Here is a 16,007-nt window from a genome sequence, read left to right as displayed (position 1 = left end):
GGGCCTGAGTGCCTGTCAGCCTTTCAAACGAACAAAAGGAATCGTGCATGTTGCGTAAAACCCTACTAGCCACGCTGTGCGTCGGGGCGCTCATCAGCGCTCCAGCGTTCGCCGCCGCCCCCAAAGAGCTGCAAAGCGAGCAGGGCACCCTTGAAGTCACGACGATTACCCAAGGCCTCAAGCACCCGTGGGCGCTGGCATTTCTGCCGGACCGCCAAGGCATGCTGGTGACCGAGCGTCCGGGCAACCTGCGGGTGATAGGCGCCGACGGCAAGCGCTCGGAACCCATCAGTGGCGTGCCGAAAGTCTGGGCCAAGGGCCAGGGTGGTTTGCTCGACGTGGTGCTGTCACCGGACTTCAAACAGGATCGTCTGGTCTACCTGTCGTTCGCCGAGGGCGGTGGTGCCGGAGACAAGGCCGGAACGGCGGTGGGGCGTGGGCGGCTATCGGATGACCTGCGGACCTTGAAAGACTTCAAGGTGATCTTCCGCCAGGAGCCGAAACTTTCGACCGGCAATCACTTCGGCTCCCGGCTGGTGTTCGACCGCGATGGCTATCTGTTCATCACCCTCGGCGAAAACAACGACCGGCCGACCGCGCAGGACCTCGACAAACTGCAAGGCAAGGTCGTGCGGATCTTCCCCGATGGCAAGGTGCCGGATGACAACCCGTTCGTGGGCCAGTCCGGCGTGCGTCCGGAAATCTGGTCCTACGGCCATCGTAACCCGCAAGGCGCGGCGCTCAATCCGTGGAACGGCACACTCTGGGAAAACGAACACGGCCCACGCGGCGGCGATGAGGTGAACATCATCGAGCGCGGCAAGAACTACGGCTGGCCGCTGGCGACCCACGGCATCAACTATTCCCTGCAGCCGATCCCGGAAGCCAAGGGCAAGAGCGTCGAGGGCGCCGTTGATCCGCACCATGTGTGGGAGAAATCGCCCGGCATTACCGGAATGGCGTTCTACGACGCTGAACGCTTCAAACCGTGGCAGCAGAACCTGTTCATCGGTGCGCTGGTCAGTCAGGAGCTGATCCGGTTGCAGTTTGACGGGGACAAGGTGGTGCACGAAGAGCGTTTGCTGGGGGAGCTGAAACGGCGGATTCGTGATGTGCGGCAGGGGCCGGATGGTTATCTGTATGTGCTGACGGATGAGGAGGATGGTTCGTTGTACAAGGTAGGCCTGAAATAACTTGCGTCCTGGCAGGCGGATAATTCTGTGGTGAGGGGGCTTGCCCCCGTTCGCCTGCGAAGCAGGCGTGGTAGAAACAGGGGACGCTCTGTTGCCCAGCGGGGGCTTGCCCCCTCGCCACAGGTATCTGGGCACCAAGACTTATCGCGGTGACAAAACCACCGCCGCCCTTAATTTCCCTCGGCCAAACCGACTCATCTTCTCAAACTCCCCATGGCTGACCGGCACATGCTGGCAGTCCATGGGCTGGCGATGCTGGCTGTGATCGACGTCGGGATCGTGCAGGTACACAAAATCCTCGTCGCAATCGGTGACCATCACCCAGTGCGGTGACTTGGAGCGGGTCAGGCGATAGCTGCTGATCAGCACCAGAGGCTGGCCGCCTGCCTGCAACAGCCGCGGCAGATCCAGATGGGTGCCGATCATTCGTTCGATGTCGGTCTCCTGCAGTTGGGCGGTGAATTCATCGTGCACCAGGCGCATGACATCTTTTTTATGCTCATCGCGCACGCCATCTAGAAACAACGGTCCGGCCATGCTCAGTTGCAGACGCACGCGAAAGCCCCGGCGCCATGCGGCCAGTGCCAAGCCCTGGGGGCTGCAGCCTCCATGACCGGAGGTCATGAACACCGTGGTCGCTTCTCGCCAGAGCTGCAATTCCTCACGCCGTTCGAGCAAACGCCCGGGCTGCAACGCGCCCATGGCCATCAACAGGCACGCCGGGCCGCAAGTGAAATCGGTGGTTTGCGGGTAGTAGGGCACCTTGATGCTGCGTGAATCACGGTGCTGAACGATGCGCTTTTCCAGGCGCAGCGCGTCGGCGTGGTCTTCGTAGTAATCGTGAATCAACGCAAAGCGCCGATAGCCGTTGCGCTCGTACAGGGCAATCGCGGTGGGATTGTCGGTGCGCACTTCCAGGCGCAGGTAGGCACAATCGTGCTCAACCGCGCAGGCCTCGATGCGTTGCAGCAATTGTTTACCCAAACCCAAGCCGCGCGCTTCACCCGCAATGGCGATGGAATACAGCCGCGCCAACGAGGTGCCGCGATGAAACAGCACCAGTGCGTAGCCGAGCAATTGCCCCTCCTGTTCGGCCACCAGCAACTGCGCATGGGCGCGGGTGATCATCCATTGAAAGCTGCGGCTGGTCAGCCGGTCGGTGGTGAAACATTGCATTTCCAGGGCCAGCAGCGCCGGCAGATCTTCAACTACCGCCAAACGAAAAACAGCATTCATATGACCACCGTAAAAGTTGCGTAACGAAACGGGACTTTCGAAAAACTTCGTGCTTAATAGAAATGGTCTTGTTCTCCAACGGATCAATCTCTATGTCAGCGGTACAGGGTCATTGGCGCGAAGTATCCGAGCAAAGTTTGCCGGCGGCAACTTATTTAAATCCAGCCATTAGAACTTCCAGTCAAGTGTTGATCATCGTCGAACGCAAGGAAGACTGGGCCTCGTATTTTCCCAGCGAGGACATCGTCACTGCTCAGGAGTACCTTGAGCAAACCCGCGACAGCGAGCCGGGCAAGCGTGTGCAGGTGATCAACCTGTGCCGCAGCTACAAGTACCTGGGGCACGGCTACTACTGCTCGCTGCTGGCCGAAGCCCGTGGGCACAAGGTAATTCCATCGGTGCGCACCATCAGCGAACTGACAAAAAAATCACTGTACGGGCTGGCCCTCGATGACCTGGATAAAACCCTGGAAAAGGCCCTCAGTCATCATCTCTACAGCGATACCGAAGGGTTCACCCTGACACTTTACTTCGGCAAGACGCATATCGAACCGCTGCAGGACTTGGCTCGACAGTTGTTTGAAGTGTTTCCGTGTCCGATTCTGTTAGTTGAGTTCCGTCGAACTAACGGTTGGCACATCGAAGGCATAAAGTCCGGCGCGCTGCACAAGTTGCGTGACGATCAGGAAGATCAGTTCGCCAATGCACTGGACGGTTTCAGCCGTAAAGTCTGGCGGATGCCGCGCTCGCCGCAAGTGGCGCGTTATGACCTGGCGATCCTGCACGATCCGCAGGAGGCCTTGCCGCCTTCAAACGCCAAGGCACTCGAAAACTTCGTTCGGGTCGGCAAGCGCATGGGCATCGATGTCGAGCTGATCGAGCGCAAGGACTATGCGCGGCTCGCCGAGTACGACGGCTTGTTGATCCGCGAGACCACCAGCGTCGACAACCACACCTATCGCTTCGCCAAGAAGGCTGAAAGCGAAGGACTGGTGGTGATGGACGACCCGACGTCGATCCTGCGCTGCACCAACAAGGTTTATCTGACCGACCTGCTCAACAGCCATCAACTGGGCATGCCGGCCACTGAAATTCTCTACAAGGAACGACCGGAAGACTTCGAACGGGTCGGCGAGCGCCTGGGGTTTCCGCTGGTGCTGAAGATCCCCGACGGCTGCTTTTCCCGTGGGGTGATCAAGGTCGAAAGCCAGCAGGCGCTGCTTGAAGCCACCGCCGAACTGTTCGAACACTCGGTGTTGCTGCTGGCTCAAGAGTTTTTCTACACCGAGTACGACTGGCGCATCGGCGTGCTCAACCGCAAACCGATCTTTGCCTGCCAGTACTTCATGTCCAAGGGCCACTGGCAAATCTACAACCACAAAGCCAAGGGCCAGGACATCAACGGCGAGTGCCGCACCCTTGCGGTCCACGAGGCGCCGCGTGCGGTGGTGGAACTGGCGGTGAAGACCGCCAACCTGATTGGCGACGGCCTCTACGGCGTGGACTTGAAACAGGCCGGCGACAAAGTGGTGGTGATCGAGGTCAACGACAACCCGAACCTTGACGCTGGCATCGAAGATGCCTATTTGCAGGACGATCTGTATTCACTGGTGCTGGAAGAGTTCGTGCGACGATTGGAGCTCAAACGTCGCGGCCAGGCCTGGTGACGCGCCGATGATCAGCAGTTTCGCATTGAGTCATGGCGCGTTGCAGCGGGTCGAGCGGCTGGACGCCGAGGTGATGCTGTTCAGTAACCCGGATGCTGCCGAGCGCGACTTGCTCCACAGCCACTACAAGGTTGACGAACACGCGCTGGCCTCGGCGCTGGACCCGGACGAAGTCTCGCGAATCGAGTTTCACCCCGATCACTTGTTCCTGATCTGGAAGCGCCCGGAAAACTATTCCGGCGGTGGCAGCCTGGCGTTCGAAGTGTCGTCCTGCGGTTTGCTGTTTTCGCCCGGTCAACTGCTGGTGATCGCCACCGACGACACGCCGCTGCACGGCATCGGCACGCGCCAGCCGCTCAACGCGCCGCTGGATGTGTTGCTCGATTTGCTGTTCAACAACATCCACCACTATCTCGGCCACCTGAAGGTGATCAAACTGGTGGCCCGTGAGCTTCAACAGAAATTCAACGCCTCGATGCAGAACCAGCATCTGGTACAGATGTTCAATCTCAGCGAAAGCCTGATCTATTACATCAATGCCCTGCACAGCAATGGCGCGGTGCTGACGCGGCTGCGCAATCATGCGGAAAAGCAACATTTTGGCAGCGAGGCGATCGGGCTGATCGACGACCTGATCATCGAAAATAACCAGTGCTACAAACAGGCGGAAATCTACTCCACGGTGTTTTCCGGGCTGATCGATGCGCGCGGCAACCTGATGAATAACAGCATGAACAACCTGCTGCGCAAACTGACGTTGATCAACGTGGTGTTTCTGCCGTTAAACCTGATCGCCAGCATTGGCGGGATGTCGGAGTTCAGCATGATGACGGCGGGCACGCCGTGGTGGATTTCGTACCCGGTGTTTCTGCTGGTGATGTTGTTGGGGGCGGGGGGGATGTTGTTCGGGCTGCGGCGGTTGGCCAAGTGATAACAGTGGTGACTGTACCGGCGCCATCGCGAGCAGGCTCACTCCTACAGAGGAACGCATTTCCAAAATGTAGGCGTGAGCCTGCTCGCGATAGCAGTTTCAGCTACACCCGAAGATCCGGATCAGCTCACCGGGTCTGCTGCCGCCATTTTCTTGCGCTCCCGAACCCCACGCACCACCAGATACAACAACGGCCCAACCGACACAAATACAGCCGTCAGCAACAGATACGGCACCACCGCCCAGATCGACATTCCCCGCGACCGCGCATCCTTGACCATCCACACCCCGGCCAGTGTCGCCAGCAGATACAGATCAATCACTACCTGCGCCGTATCCGGACGTGACATCAGGCTGATACCGAAGTCGATCAGCGACTGTTCGGCCTGGAGCATCACCGAAACGGTGTAGCCGGTAAACGCAATCAGCGCAGTGAGGGGCAGGGCGACAGACATCATGCATTCCTTCCTTGGGGTGATGAGCAGAATCGCCAGCCTATAGCGCCAGCGCCAAATAAGCCATTGACGCGCCCACCGCCGTCGGGCTAATTTCAGGCCCATGACTTCCACCGTATTGCGCTGCCAGCCAAGCATTATTACCGCCATTCCTCATTTGGCGGGCTAGCTCACGACTGCAGCACCCAACCCGCCCTAGAGGCGGGTTTTTACTTTCTGTCTCCGGGGTTTTAACAACGATGGCCCGCTGTAGGAGCTGCCGAAGGCTGCGATCTTTTGATCTTGCTTTTTGATTTGAGCAAAACAAAGTCAAAAGATCGCAGCCTTCGGCAGCTCCTACACAGATCGACCGGAGATGACGATGAAATACAGCCCCGACCAGCAAGCCCTGCTTGAGCAGTACGTGAAAAAGATCCTGGCCGCGCCGGTCTACGACATTGCCGTGCGTACGCCGTTGCAGGCGGCGCCGGCGCTGTCCGAGGCGCTGGGCAACCGGATCCTGCTCAAGCGCGAAGACCTGCAACCGACGTTCTCCTTCAAGATCCGTGGCGCTTACAACAAGCTGGTTCAATTGAGCGATGCGCAAAAAGCACGCGGGGTGATCACCGCCTCGGCGGGCAATCATGCCCAGGGCGTGGCACTGGCGGCGCGGGAACTGGGGATCACCGCGACCATCGTCATGCCCTCGACCACACCCGAGCTCAAGGTGCTTGGGGTGCGAAGTCGGGGCGCCGAGGCGCTGCTGCATGGCGAGAGTTTTCCGTTTGCCCTGGCCCATGCGCTGCAATTGGCTGAGCAAACCGGATGCACCTTTGTCTCGCCTTTCGATGACCCGGACGTGATCGCCGGCCAGGGAACGGTGGCCATGGAAATCCTGCGTCAGCATCAGGGTTCGCTGGATGCGATCTTCGTTCCGGTGGGCGGTGGCGGCCTGATTGCCGGTATCGCCGCTTACGTCAAATACCTGCGGCCGGAGGTGCGGATCATCGGTGTCGAATCGGAGCATTCGGCTTGCCTGAAGGCGGCGCTGCAAGCGGATGCGCGAGTGGTGTTGCCCAGTGTCGGGACGTTCGCCGATGGCGTAGCGGTGGCGCAAATCGGCGCTTACGGTTTTGAAGTGTGCCGGTTTTGTGTGGACGAAGTGGTCACCGTCAGCAACGACGACCTCTGTGCGGCGATCAAGAACATCTACGACGATACCCGCTCGATCACCGAACCTTCCGGCGCACTGGCGGTGGCCGGGATCAAAGAGTACGTGGCTCGCACCGGTGTTCGCGAGCAGACCTTCGTGGCGATCGACTCGGGTGCCAACATCAATTTCGACAGCCTGCGCCATGTCGCCGAGCGCGCCGCAGTGTGCGGCGTCCCGGCGTGACAACGTTCAGGGCAGCAGTGGGCGCAGGAAACTGCGCTCGTAGCTGACGATGAATTTCTTCTGCATCAGTGATTCCACCAGTGCCGTGCTTTCCGGGTCGGTCAGCGCGATGTGCCGGTAGCTTTCGTAATCGGCCAGCGAAGGAAAACTGAACAGGCAATAAGCAATGTTGCTCGCGCCCTCGGAGGGCAGGAAATAGCCGTGATGGGTGCCGCCCAACCGCTCGACGATGCCTAGCCAGGCTTTGGCGTAGGCCTCGAATTCGGTCAGTTGGTACGGATCGATCACGTATCGCACATGGCAGGTAATCACGTTTGGCGCTCCCTGTTCAGGTCATTCCGCGATGGCGGTGCCGACCTTGTCCGACGCCGACCAGATGCGGTAGCGCACTTCGACGTCATTGGGGGCGTAGATCACCAGCGGCAACTTGCTGTTGTAGCGCAACAGGAAGCCGTCACCGACGACCGGGACAAAGGCGCGCTTCTTCTGGGTGCCGGGCGGGCAGGCCATCAGAGTGCTCATCGGGCCCATGACTTTTTCCAGGCGGTAGAACGGGTAGCCCCAGCCTTCAAGGTTTTTCTCCTCCAGAGCGCCACCCAGACGCTGGCGATTACAGTCGACTTCCAGGGTTTTGCCGGCGAGGACTTCAACCTTGTAATTCTCTTCCTGATCCTGTTTGGGCAGGTAGATGACCTGGCGGGCAAAGCCGTTATCCGCCTTGGGATACGGCGCGACGTCTTCGAGCTTGGTCGCGTGGGCGAGGGTGGAGAGGCCGGCAACGAGCAGACCGATTGTCGCGTGAACGCGTAAAGAACCCATGGAAGCCTCCTGGCGGGTGTAGGGTGGATAACGGGCATTCTCACTGTCATCAGCGATGAATGCAAACCGGCGTCGACTTGCAAATTGCAGTGCCCAAGCGGGTCCATCTTGCATTTTGCAACTGGCCAACTACTGGCCACCGCGCCAAGTGCTTGATTTGACGTGGGTCGAAATGACCCGATGAAAGGCACGCTTTATGCGTCTGTTTGGTGCAGCGCACCGCGTTCGGGCGCCTACACTCCAATGGGCATTTCGCAGTACAACCGTTTGCCGCACCAGGGAGTCAGCGGGGACACACCCGTGCAGGGGCAGCAAAAGCGGTCAACGTGAAGAGTTGATTGGCAGTTTCATCAATAAGGAGAGGTTCACCATGTTTCTGTCTGCCTTGGAACTACGCAATATCATTGAAAGCAGTTTTCTGCCTAAACGCTGCCAGTGCACGCTGTCGCCAGATCTGTCGATGACCGTCAAGGTATTCGGCGACCACCAGACTGATCAGGTTGATCTGCACGTCAGCGGTATCGATGCCAGCCATCTCAATGGCTGTCGCGAAATCAATGAACTGATTGCCGGCCTGCGCTCGGATCTGGCGCAACAAACCACGCCACAGCATTACAGTCCTCGCTCCAGAGCACTTTAACTCACCGTTTCACCCAGTTCGACCGTCACGCGCCGGGCCTGCACAAAGCCAAGGCCCAGCGCGAACTCCACCAGCACCGCGAGCAGAATCCCGGGGCCGGCATGGCCGTTGAGCCATTCGCCGAAACCCAGCACCGCCAAACCAAAACAACCGACGATAAACCCGATGCTCAGGGCATTGCGACCCAGCGACGGCGGCGCATTGCGCACCAGACAGAACATCACCCCTAACGCCGCAAACAGCACCGCACTGCGCCGCGCAACAAACCCGGCAGCGCTCGAATACTCAATGCTCCAGATCGCCAGCAACACGTCCGGGAAAAAGCCCCAGGCCAGCGCCAACACAAAACACAACGAAGAAGTGATGATCGACAACGTGCGAAACGACAACTGCATGGCGAGTCCTTGCGGCAGTGAGAACGGGCCCCGAGCATAACCCGCGAACCCTCCTGCGCCTACCGCAAAGCCGCAAATCAGAGCCTTCTGTCAGTTCTGCTCGCTGCAGGTGTCAGACAATTTCCGATAACTGATTTCCGCGGGTTTACCGTTGTTGTCGATGTACTTCATGTCGGCAGTGATCACCTTGCAATCCAGGGTGGGCGGCTCGGTCAACGAAACCACCTTCGCCACATGCAGCGGCATGCCGTACTGATAAGGCACGGCTTTGGATGTAGCGGTGGTGTCGTTGGCTTGAGCCAATCCGGTGAACGCGGTGCAGGCGAGGGCGGTGGTCAGCAGAAAAGGGCGAATGTTCATGAGGGGACTCCCGTGTGGCGGTTCTAGCGTTCGGCGAGACTCGGCCGAACCTGCCGCACTGGGCGTCAGCCAAAAGGGCTGAAGGCGTGCGGTTCAGTACAGTCTTGGACTGCGGCGTTAAGCGATGGTTAACCTGGCTGAACGCCGGCTGTCAGGCAGAGGGATGATTTCTCGAGATACAGGGCCCATACATGCACGGATGGATGCCTTTGGCTATCCGTTACTTCAGGTTGATCACCTCGAATCCTTTTCGACCGGGAACCGCATTGACGCCCTTGGGCTCCTCAGGTTGCCCTTTCTTTGCAAGGTATTCGTAGACGAGGAACTTCGAAGGATCTTCATACCCTTCATTTGGTATCACCAGGCGCATTTGTTGCGAATTCAGATACAACAGGCTTGGCAGGGCTTTTTCGGCGAAATCGATACGCTCCAGTACCGCAGTTGTTGGGTTCTTGCGTATAACGGCTCCCTTCAAGTAGGGAGAACCGTAGTTAAGAGCATAAATCAGGCTAGCCCCTGCGCATTTTGCCAAGGCGACCTCACCGACGAAGTCGGTATCCGGCATGTCGGTAAACGCCGTTTCGATGTGCTCCCCCATTTTTACGAATAGCTGCTGGCCATCTTCATTTGAGCTGGCAAGCAAGGTCGCGCTTGTTCCATCTGAAAGCGGACAATCCACTAACGTTTTCATCGAATCTGCCAGAACGGGTGGGCATAAAAGAGCGGCAATCAAAACGACCCAGAATTTACTCATTTCAATGTATCCCGCAAGATTTGCATTGAATCTGGATTCGCCGCCAGTTTTTTTGCGCACGCGCTTATTTTTTTGTAGTAAACCCCGTTGGTTTTTCCTCGATACTTTTTGTACGCCTCTTCGATTGAGCTAGTAGTTTCCAACCAGTACTGCATGTACTCGGTTCCTATCTTGATATTTTCAACTTCGTCCCATATGGATGGCGAGGCGTAGAAGGCTGCGCCTGCAGCAAAGGCCTCGTCTGTCTGCTTGTCGCTTGGTGAGCGGCCGAGTTCTTTTTTCTTTCGGTACTTATAAACCTGTTTTACAGCCGGCTCTTGCATCTGCATAAGGCCTCGCGCCGAATGCTTGTTAAGACCGGCCTTGGCATCAAAATGCGACTCCATGTAAATCTGGCAAATAATGGTGTTGGTGTCGATCTTGGATTGATTGTGGGCTACTACCAGCTTTCTGATTTCTTTCAGACGCTGATTATCGTCCACGGCGATTTTTGCAGGAGCGGTGTCTGCCTTTGGTGTGAGTGGTTTTTTAGCCGTCGCCAGTGGTTTGCTTTTAGACATCTGAATCGTCCCATCCCGGGTTGATAGGCGGAATATCGTCATAAACTTCAATGACGGCCGTTTCCGCTTCCGTACTTGAAATCTTTGCAGTTCTTCCATCTGCGTCGGTGCGTCCGACAATTTGTTTGCCAGAGGACGTCTTGATCATATAAGGGAAGTTCTTGAGCGGCAGCCCGGTATCTTGGCTGGTCACAAGGAAGTCCAAATCATGCGGTGTGTTCTCGGGGACGAATTTGCGTTCCAGTAGCTGTCCAACAGTGCCTATGGCGGCGGCAACGGGAATGAGGGGTACCAAAATCCCGATTCCCGTCCCCACCCCAGGCGCACCACCCGTATTCACCTTCACCTCAGCCCCACTGATGGTCACCCCACCCGCATCCACCTTCACAAAACTCCCGCCAGCCTTGGCGGTCAGCTCCATACCACCCTCAACCACCACTTTGTCACCCGCGTGATAGTGAATCTCGGTGCCAGCCTCAACAAACTGCGCCGTACCCACTTTCACATGCTGCGTCACACCCACCGTCAGGTGATCATCCGCCCGCATCTCGCTGATTCGATCCAGATGCGTAATCCGATGCTCTTCAACCTTGAACTCGCTCAGCGTATTGGCTTCGACGGTGTCATGCCGCTCATTCCCCACGCGGATCTTCTGGTCGTGCTCGATGTTCTCGTCCCAATCCCGCTGCGCGTGGATATAGATCTGCTCCACGCCCTTTTTGTCTTCGATGCGGAACTCGTTGTAGCCCTTTCCGCCCGGTGAGCTCAGGGTCTTGAAGGTGCTGCGGGTCTTGTTGGCCGGCAGGTCGTAGGGGACGACGTTTTCCTTGTGGTACAGGCAGCCGGTGACGAGTGGCTGGTCGGGGTCGCCTTCGAGGAAGGTGACGAGCACTTCCATGCCGATGCGCGGGATGGCGATGCCGCCGTAGGCGGCGCCGGCCCAGCCGCTGGCGACGCGCAGCCAGCAGGTGGTTTTGTCGTCGCTTTGGCCGTCGCGGTCCCAGTGGAACTGGACTTTGATGCGGCCGTATTGGTCGCAGTGGATTTCTTCACCCGCCGGGCCAGTGACGACAGCGGTCTGGCTGCCGAGGACTTTCGGTTTCGGGTGTTCGAGGGCAGGGCGGTAGTGCGCGTCCCACGGGGTGGCGAGGAAGCTGTTGCGATAGCCCTGGTGGAAATCGCTTTTGTTGTCGGTGACGTCGCTGGTGACGTTTTCACCGAGCACCTGCGGTTGTTTGCCTTCGTGGAAGACTTCCAGCAGCAGCCACAAGTCGTTCCATTCGGCGCGCGGGTGTTCGGCCAGGGTCAGGAAGTGGCCGCTGGTCAGGGTCGGTTCGTCACCTTTGCCTTCGGCGAGTTTGTAGTCGCTGCGATGGCGTTCAAGGGCGCGGGTCGAGAGGAATTTGCCACGCTCGCGGGTGGTGAAGCGGCCGGGGTAATCGTAGTCCTCAAGGTCCGGGGCGAACTCGGATTTGGCCGCGCCCTCGGGCAGGATCTTTGGTTTTTCGAAATCGTAATCACGGCGGCTGACGCGGGTGGTGCGGGTTTCCAGGCGCAGGTTGAAACGCTTGATCACCGGTTTGTCGGCGCTCATGCCGGAGTCTTGCTGGTAGCTCACGGCCTTGAGTTTGCGGAACACCGTCTGATCGTCGCCGAACACCAGTTTGTGGCCGCTGCTGCTGTGCTGGAAGTGGAAGTGGATGCCTTCCTCTTCGCACAGGCGCTGGATGAAGTGCAGGTCGGATTCGTCGTACTGCACGCAGTAATCGCGCTGCGGGTACTCGGCGCCAAGCTGGAAGCTGTAGGCGTCAGCCAGAATGCCGCGATCTTCCAGCACCTGGGCGATGATCTTCGGCACGGTGAGGTTCTGGAAAATCTGCTGGTCATGGTTGTGCCGCAGATAGGCCAGTTGCGGCACCAGACTGATGCTGTAACGGGTCAGGGTCTTGCCGGAATCGCCTTGCTCGATGCGGTACACCAGGCCGTGGATCTTGCCTTCGCCGGTGGCGCCGAAGGTCAGTACGCCGGGCTTGTGCAGCAGCTCTTCGAGTTTGAGGTCGGGGCGGGCGCTGACCAGTTCGAGGTCGAAACGGAAAGGCTCGTTGAGGGCTTCGCGACCGGTGAAACTGAGCACTTGCAGGTCGGCGGAGCTGCCTTCGAGCGTAAGGGTAATGTGGGTAGCGTTGGCGTCCAGCATGCCTTGAATTCCGTCCGTTGAATAAGCAGGTGACGGATGATGGAGGATTAAACCGCCTCGTTCAAGGCGCAAATGCCGTAGGGACGGGGTCAACGGCGTATAGGGCAAACCCCTAGGTCGGTGGTTTTGCCTAATGAAACCGGGCACTTCGTCGTCGTGGACGAGTGCCGGTCACGCGGATTGGGCCAGTCCCGCGCAGAAGAATAGCCGGTCAGTTTCAGACTAAAGTCGTCTTCAGCCCGTAAAAGCCATCTGCCATCATTGCAACTCACCCCTGCGTGTCCACTTCTTCCCGGCTCTTTTTGACCCGGGACGGGAGCTATTTTTCTGGCTAACTGCGCCCCGGCGCAAACGCTGTACTGTTGGAGTTTTTCATGCGTCCCCCATTTCCCCTCATCACCCCACGCCAGTCGTTTGGCTTCGGAGCCGTTGTGCTGTGCGCCGGTTTTGCCGCACAGGTTCAAGCCAGCGGTTTTCTCGAAGACACCACGGCGAAAATCGAATCGCGCACGGTGTATTTCAACCGCGATTTCCGTGATGGGCACACCTCCAACGACCAGGGCGCTTCCAAGCGTGAAGAGTCGGCGCAGGGCTTCATTCTCAATCTGCAATCGGGCTACACCGAGGGCACGGTCGGCTTCGGTATCGATGCGCTGGGCATGCTCGGTTTTCAGCTCGATTCCAGCCCTGATCGCAGCAACAGCGGCTTGCTGCCGTCCAGTGGCGAGAACCCGCGGGGCTCGAAGGGCCAGTACGCGAAAATGGGCCTGACCGCCAAGGTCAAGGTCTCGGACACGGTGTTGAAGTACGGTGCGCTGCTGCCGGATCTGCCGCTGCTCAAGTACAACGACGGTCGTCTGCTGCCGACCATGTTCAACGGTGCCATGCTGACCTCCAAAGAGGTCAAGGATCTGACCTTCATGGCCGCGCGTCTGGACAAGTACACCGCGCGCGATTCCACCGATTCGCAAGACATCCGCGTGCACTGCAAGAACAAGCGCTACGCCTGTAACACCACCGCCGATCATTTCGACATGTACGGCTTCGACTACAAGATCAACGATCGCCTGACCGCGCAGTATCACTACGCGGAACTGGAAGACATCTACCGCCAGCACTTCATCGGTTTGCTGGGCAATCAGCCGTTGGGCGACGGCGTGTTGAAGGCTGATCTGCGCGTGATCAAGAGTGCCGACAGCGGCGCGCAGCGTGCCGGTTCCATCGACAACCGCGCGTTGAGCGGCATGCTCTCGTACGGCATCAGCGGCCACACTTTCAGCGCCGGCTGGCAGCGTATGAACGGCGACAACTCGATGCCGTACCTCGATGGCAGCAATCCGTATCTGGTCAACTACGTGCAGGTCAACGACTTCGCGGCGGCGCAGGAGCGTTCCTGGCAGCTGCGTTACGACTATGACTTCAAGGCCATCGGCATCAACGGCCTGAGCTTCCTGACCCGTTATGTGAACGGTGACCACATCAAGGTCCCGGGCAGCGATCAGGAAGGCAAAGAGTGGGAACGCGACAGCGAGCTGAAGTACGTGATCCAGACGGGCACATTCAAGGATGTGAGCCTGCGTCTGCGCAATGCGACTTACCGCACCAACTATGAAAAGTTTGCGCGGGATGTGGATGAGACCCGGTTGATTGTGAGTTACAACTTTTCGGTGTTGTAAGGCTTGGAACGGTGGTGGCTGCATGACCGCTATCGCGAGCAGGCTCACTCCTACAAGGGGATTTTGGTAGACGCGGATACCGTGTCCGCCATCGACCCTCTGTAGGAGTGAGCCTGCTCGCGATTGGGCCCGAAAGCCACCGCTACAACCAATGCCAGAACCGGCTCCAGAAGCCGCGATTCAGATCTTCCTTGCACCCGGCATATTGCCGCGCATACACATCGGAGCGCGCCTGCACCTTGCGTGCAGTGGGCATCAGCCAGGCTTTGCTGGCGTAGGTCTTGTTGCGGAAACCGCCCCAGCCTTCGTGGTAGTTGAGGTATTGGTTGTAGGCGTCGTACTTGTACACGCCGTTGATCGACGTGGTCTTGTCCATGTACCAGCCGACGAAGTCGATGGCGTCGTCGAAGTCTTCGCGGTCGGCGCCGCGTCGGCCGGTGCTTTTCTGATAGTCGGACCAGACTTCATCCTTGGCCTGGGCATACCCCGAAGCCGTGGTGACCCGGCCCCACGGGATCACCCACAACAGGTATTTGCGCGGTGTCTTGGCGTCGTAGCGATAGCCGGACTCCTGATACATGATCGCGAAGGGCACCTGGATCGGCACGCCCCAACGCTTTTGCGTGACTTGCGCGGCGTCGTACCAATCGCTTTTCTCGCGGAAGATGTCGCAGATGTTTTCAGGCGAACGCGGCGGCGAGGTGCCGCAGCCGCTGAGTAATCCCGCCAGTATCAAAAGTGCCGCCGTCCGCCCTGACCTCAAACCGTCATCCCCCCGCAAAAAGGGCGACAGTCTACGCGCTCAGGCCAACTGGTGACGATAGGGTAAATCCGGACCGGTCTTGCTGCACGTAAGGGCGGCCGCCTGTACGGCAAACCTGAGCATCGCGTCGATCTGCTCGCGGCTGAGTTGTTGCACACCCTCCACCGAGTCCAGTTCCTGTTCGGTCAGCCAGGTGATCAGCGCGGCCTGAAAGGTATCGCCAGCGCCAACGGTATCGGCGATCTTCACTGAACAGGCCGGCACCGACCACGAACCATGCGTACGACTGAACGCGGTCGCGCCTTCACCGCCACGGGTCAGGAACACCACCTGACAGCGATGCTGCAGCCAGCCGTCGATGACGCGCTGTGGGTCCTGCTCAGGGTACAGCAGGCTCAGGTCTTCGTCGCTGACCTTGATCATGTCGGCCAGTTGCACCAGGGTCGCCACGCGTTCGCGCCACAGGTCGATGTTCGGCTCGGGGTTGAGACGCACGTTGGGGTCGAGGGTGATCAGGCGTTTGCCGCTTTCGCGCTGCACCAGCGTCAGCAGGGTGTCGGCAATCGGCTGCACCACCAGCGAGAACGAGCCGATGTGCAGGCCACGGACTTGCGCACCCAGCGCCGGCAGATGCGCAACGCTCAACTGGCGATCGGCGCAGCCTTCACCGCGAAAACTGTAATGCGGCGAGCCATTGGCGCCGACCGCGACCATCGCCAGGGTGGTCGGCGCGGCGAAGTCCACCAGATAGTCCGGGCGCACGCCTTCTTCGTGCAGCACTTGCTGCAAACGCCGGCCCAGGTAGTCCGTGGACAGCCCGGCAAACAGCGCCGATTCCACACCCAAACGGCGCAAGCCGACCGCGACGTTGAACGGCGAACCGCCGGCAATCGCTTTGAAATTCACTTTCGAGGCCAGACCGCTGGCATCGTCTTCGCTGAAGAAATCGAACAGGGCTTCGCCACACACCAAATACATAATTGTTT

Annotated in this window: 16 protein-coding genes and 1 pseudogene; 6 read left to right on the top strand and 11 right to left on the bottom strand. The window is 58.8% G+C overall.

From position 1 onward, the window contains the following. Nucleotides 1-47 precede the first annotated feature (47 nt). On the top strand, nucleotides 48-1,193 hold the full coding sequence (locus NN484_RS24560; protein ID WP_274658133.1) for a PQQ-dependent sugar dehydrogenase: 1,146 nt from the start codon (nucleotides 48-50) through the stop codon (nucleotides 1,191-1,193). A 141-nt stretch (nucleotides 1,194-1,334) separates the two neighbouring features. Here the strand turns inward: NN484_RS24560 and rimI are convergent, their stop codons facing one another. Then, entirely contained in the window at nucleotides 1,335-2,429 is a 1,095-nt protein-coding gene (rimI, locus tag NN484_RS24555) for a ribosomal protein S18-alanine N-acetyltransferase (RefSeq protein WP_274658132.1), read from the bottom strand. A 92-nt stretch (nucleotides 2,430-2,521) separates the two neighbouring features. Here rimI and NN484_RS24550 point away from each other — a divergent pair, with 92 nt between their 5' ends. Further along, on the top strand, nucleotides 2,522-4,096 hold the full coding sequence (locus tag NN484_RS24550) for a RimK family protein (protein WP_274658131.1): 1,575 nt from the start codon (nucleotides 2,522-2,524) through the stop codon (nucleotides 4,094-4,096). 7 nt (nucleotides 4,097-4,103) lie between these two features. Then, the gene (locus NN484_RS24545) at nucleotides 4,104-5,027 is read left to right on the top strand and encodes a magnesium transporter CorA family protein (protein WP_274658130.1); all 924 of its coding nucleotides are present in this window, start codon (nucleotides 4,104-4,106) and stop codon (nucleotides 5,025-5,027) included. A gap of 122 nt (nucleotides 5,028-5,149) precedes the next feature. Here the strand turns inward: NN484_RS24545 and NN484_RS24540 are convergent, their stop codons facing one another. After that, nucleotides 5,150-5,485: a DUF2834 domain-containing protein gene (locus tag NN484_RS24540; protein WP_274658129.1), complete on the bottom strand. Its 336-nt coding sequence runs from the start codon at nucleotides 5,483-5,485 to the stop codon at nucleotides 5,150-5,152. Between the two features lie 352 nt (nucleotides 5,486-5,837). Here NN484_RS24540 and ilvA point away from each other — a divergent pair. Further along, nucleotides 5,838-6,833, top strand: a pseudogene (gene ilvA, locus NN484_RS24535) (threonine ammonia-lyase, biosynthetic); the annotation flags it as partial. Between the two features lie 30 nt (nucleotides 6,834-6,863). On the opposite strand, the gene NN484_RS24530 reads toward ilvA, so the two are convergent. Beyond that, nucleotides 6,864-7,169, bottom strand: coding sequence for an NIPSNAP family protein (locus tag NN484_RS24530; protein WP_274658128.1), 306 nt, complete (start codon nucleotides 7,167-7,169; stop codon nucleotides 6,864-6,866). A gap of 21 nt (nucleotides 7,170-7,190) precedes the next feature. Beyond that, a complete protein-coding gene (eco, locus tag NN484_RS24525; RefSeq protein WP_274658127.1) occupies nucleotides 7,191-7,676 on the bottom strand; it encodes a serine protease inhibitor ecotin in 486 nt (161 codons plus the stop codon). A gap of 370 nt (nucleotides 7,677-8,046) precedes the next feature. Here eco and NN484_RS24520 point away from each other — a divergent pair, with 370 nt between their 5' ends. Beyond that, entirely contained in the window at nucleotides 8,047-8,316 is a 270-nt protein-coding gene (locus NN484_RS24520) for a DUF1652 domain-containing protein (RefSeq protein ID WP_007964586.1), read from the top strand. Here the strand turns inward: NN484_RS24520 and NN484_RS24515 are convergent. The 5 genes from NN484_RS24515 to NN484_RS24495 all read right to left on the bottom strand — a co-directional run bounded on the left by NN484_RS24515 (nucleotide 8,313) and on the right by NN484_RS24495 (nucleotide 12,582). Then, the gene (locus tag NN484_RS24515; RefSeq protein WP_127647631.1) at nucleotides 8,313-8,711 is read right to left on the bottom strand and encodes a hypothetical protein; all 399 of its coding nucleotides are present in this window, start codon (nucleotides 8,709-8,711) and stop codon (nucleotides 8,313-8,315) included. The two genes, NN484_RS24520 and NN484_RS24515, sit on opposite strands and share 4 nt — an antisense overlap. Before the next feature lie 90 nt (nucleotides 8,712-8,801). Then, a complete protein-coding gene (locus NN484_RS24510; RefSeq protein ID WP_274658126.1) occupies nucleotides 8,802-9,071 on the bottom strand; it encodes a DUF2790 domain-containing protein in 270 nt (89 codons plus the stop codon). A gap of 220 nt (nucleotides 9,072-9,291) precedes the next feature. Beyond that, entirely contained in the window at nucleotides 9,292-9,825 is a 534-nt protein-coding gene (locus NN484_RS24505) for a hypothetical protein (protein ID WP_215500023.1), read from the bottom strand. Next, nucleotides 9,822-10,385, bottom strand: coding sequence for a lysozyme family protein (locus NN484_RS24500; RefSeq protein ID WP_215500024.1), 564 nt, complete (start codon nucleotides 10,383-10,385; stop codon nucleotides 9,822-9,824). The genes NN484_RS24505 and NN484_RS24500 overlap by 4 nt, the downstream gene beginning before the upstream one ends. Beyond that, on the bottom strand, nucleotides 10,378-12,582 hold the full coding sequence (locus NN484_RS24495) for a type VI secretion system Vgr family protein (RefSeq protein WP_274658125.1): 2,205 nt from the start codon (nucleotides 12,580-12,582) through the stop codon (nucleotides 10,378-10,380). Before NN484_RS24495 ends, NN484_RS24500 begins: the two co-directional genes overlap by 8 nt. 374 nt (nucleotides 12,583-12,956) lie before the next feature. Here NN484_RS24495 and NN484_RS24490 point away from each other — a divergent pair, with 374 nt between their 5' ends. After that, nucleotides 12,957-14,258 carry an OprD family porin gene (locus NN484_RS24490; protein ID WP_127647622.1) on the top strand — a complete coding sequence of 434 codons (1,302 nt, stop codon included), beginning with the start codon at nucleotides 12,957-12,959 and terminating at the stop codon, nucleotides 14,256-14,258. 142 nt (nucleotides 14,259-14,400) lie between these two features. On the opposite strand, the gene NN484_RS24485 is transcribed toward NN484_RS24490, so the two are convergent. Continuing rightward, nucleotides 14,401-15,021, bottom strand: coding sequence for a transglycosylase SLT domain-containing protein (locus NN484_RS24485; protein ID WP_127647620.1), 621 nt, complete (start codon nucleotides 15,019-15,021; stop codon nucleotides 14,401-14,403). Nucleotides 15,022-15,060: 39 nt separating this feature from the next. Continuing rightward, nucleotides 15,061-15,999 (bottom strand): carbohydrate kinase family protein, encoded by a 939-nt coding sequence (locus NN484_RS24480; RefSeq protein ID WP_127647618.1) that lies wholly within the window; start codon nucleotides 15,997-15,999, stop codon nucleotides 15,061-15,063. Nucleotides 16,000-16,007: the final 8 nt, after the last annotated feature.

The organism is Pseudomonas serboccidentalis (assembly GCF_028830055.1).
Classification (GTDB): Bacteria; Pseudomonadota; Gammaproteobacteria; order Pseudomonadales; family Pseudomonadaceae; genus Aquipseudomonas; species Aquipseudomonas serboccidentalis.
The sequence above is the reverse complement of the archived record's forward strand: the minus strand, read 5'-3'. Positions and strand labels throughout refer to the sequence as shown.

Bases quoted from the DNA above. Each gene is read 5' to 3' on its own strand.
- NN484_RS24560 (WP_274658133.1), top strand. From the start codon at position 48: ATGTTGCGTAAAACCCTACTAGCCACGCTGTGCGTCGGGGCGCTCATC.
- rimI (WP_274658132.1), bottom strand. From the start codon at position 2,429: ATGAATGCTGTTTTTCGTTTGGCGGTAGTTGAAGATCTGCCGGCGCTG.
- NN484_RS24550 (WP_274658131.1), top strand. From the start codon at position 2,522: ATGTCAGCGGTACAGGGTCATTGGCGCGAAGTATCCGAGCAAAGTTTG.
- NN484_RS24545 (WP_274658130.1), top strand. From the start codon at position 4,104: ATGATCAGCAGTTTCGCATTGAGTCATGGCGCGTTGCAGCGGGTCGAG.
- NN484_RS24540 (WP_274658129.1), bottom strand. From the start codon at position 5,485: ATGATGTCTGTCGCCCTGCCCCTCACTGCGCTGATTGCGTTTACCGGC.
- eco (WP_274658127.1), bottom strand. From the start codon at position 7,676: ATGGGTTCTTTACGCGTTCACGCGACAATCGGTCTGCTCGTTGCCGGC.
- NN484_RS24520 (WP_007964586.1), top strand. From the start codon at position 8,047: ATGTTTCTGTCTGCCTTGGAACTACGCAATATCATTGAAAGCAGTTTT.
- NN484_RS24515 (WP_127647631.1), bottom strand. From the start codon at position 8,711: ATGCAGTTGTCGTTTCGCACGTTGTCGATCATCACTTCTTCGTTGTGT.
- NN484_RS24510 (WP_274658126.1), bottom strand. From the start codon at position 9,071: ATGAACATTCGCCCTTTTCTGCTGACCACCGCCCTCGCCTGCACCGCG.
- NN484_RS24505 (WP_215500023.1), bottom strand. From the start codon at position 9,825: ATGAGTAAATTCTGGGTCGTTTTGATTGCCGCTCTTTTATGCCCACCC.
- NN484_RS24500 (WP_215500024.1), bottom strand. From the start codon at position 10,385: ATGTCTAAAAGCAAACCACTGGCGACGGCTAAAAAACCACTCACACCA.
- NN484_RS24495 (WP_274658125.1), bottom strand. From the start codon at position 12,582: ATGCTGGACGCCAACGCTACCCACATTACCCTTACGCTCGAAGGCAGC.
- NN484_RS24490 (WP_127647622.1), top strand. From the start codon at position 12,957: ATGCGTCCCCCATTTCCCCTCATCACCCCACGCCAGTCGTTTGGCTTC.
- NN484_RS24480 (WP_127647618.1), bottom strand. From the start codon at position 15,999: ATGTATTTGGTGTGTGGCGAAGCCCTGTTCGATTTCTTCAGCGAAGAC.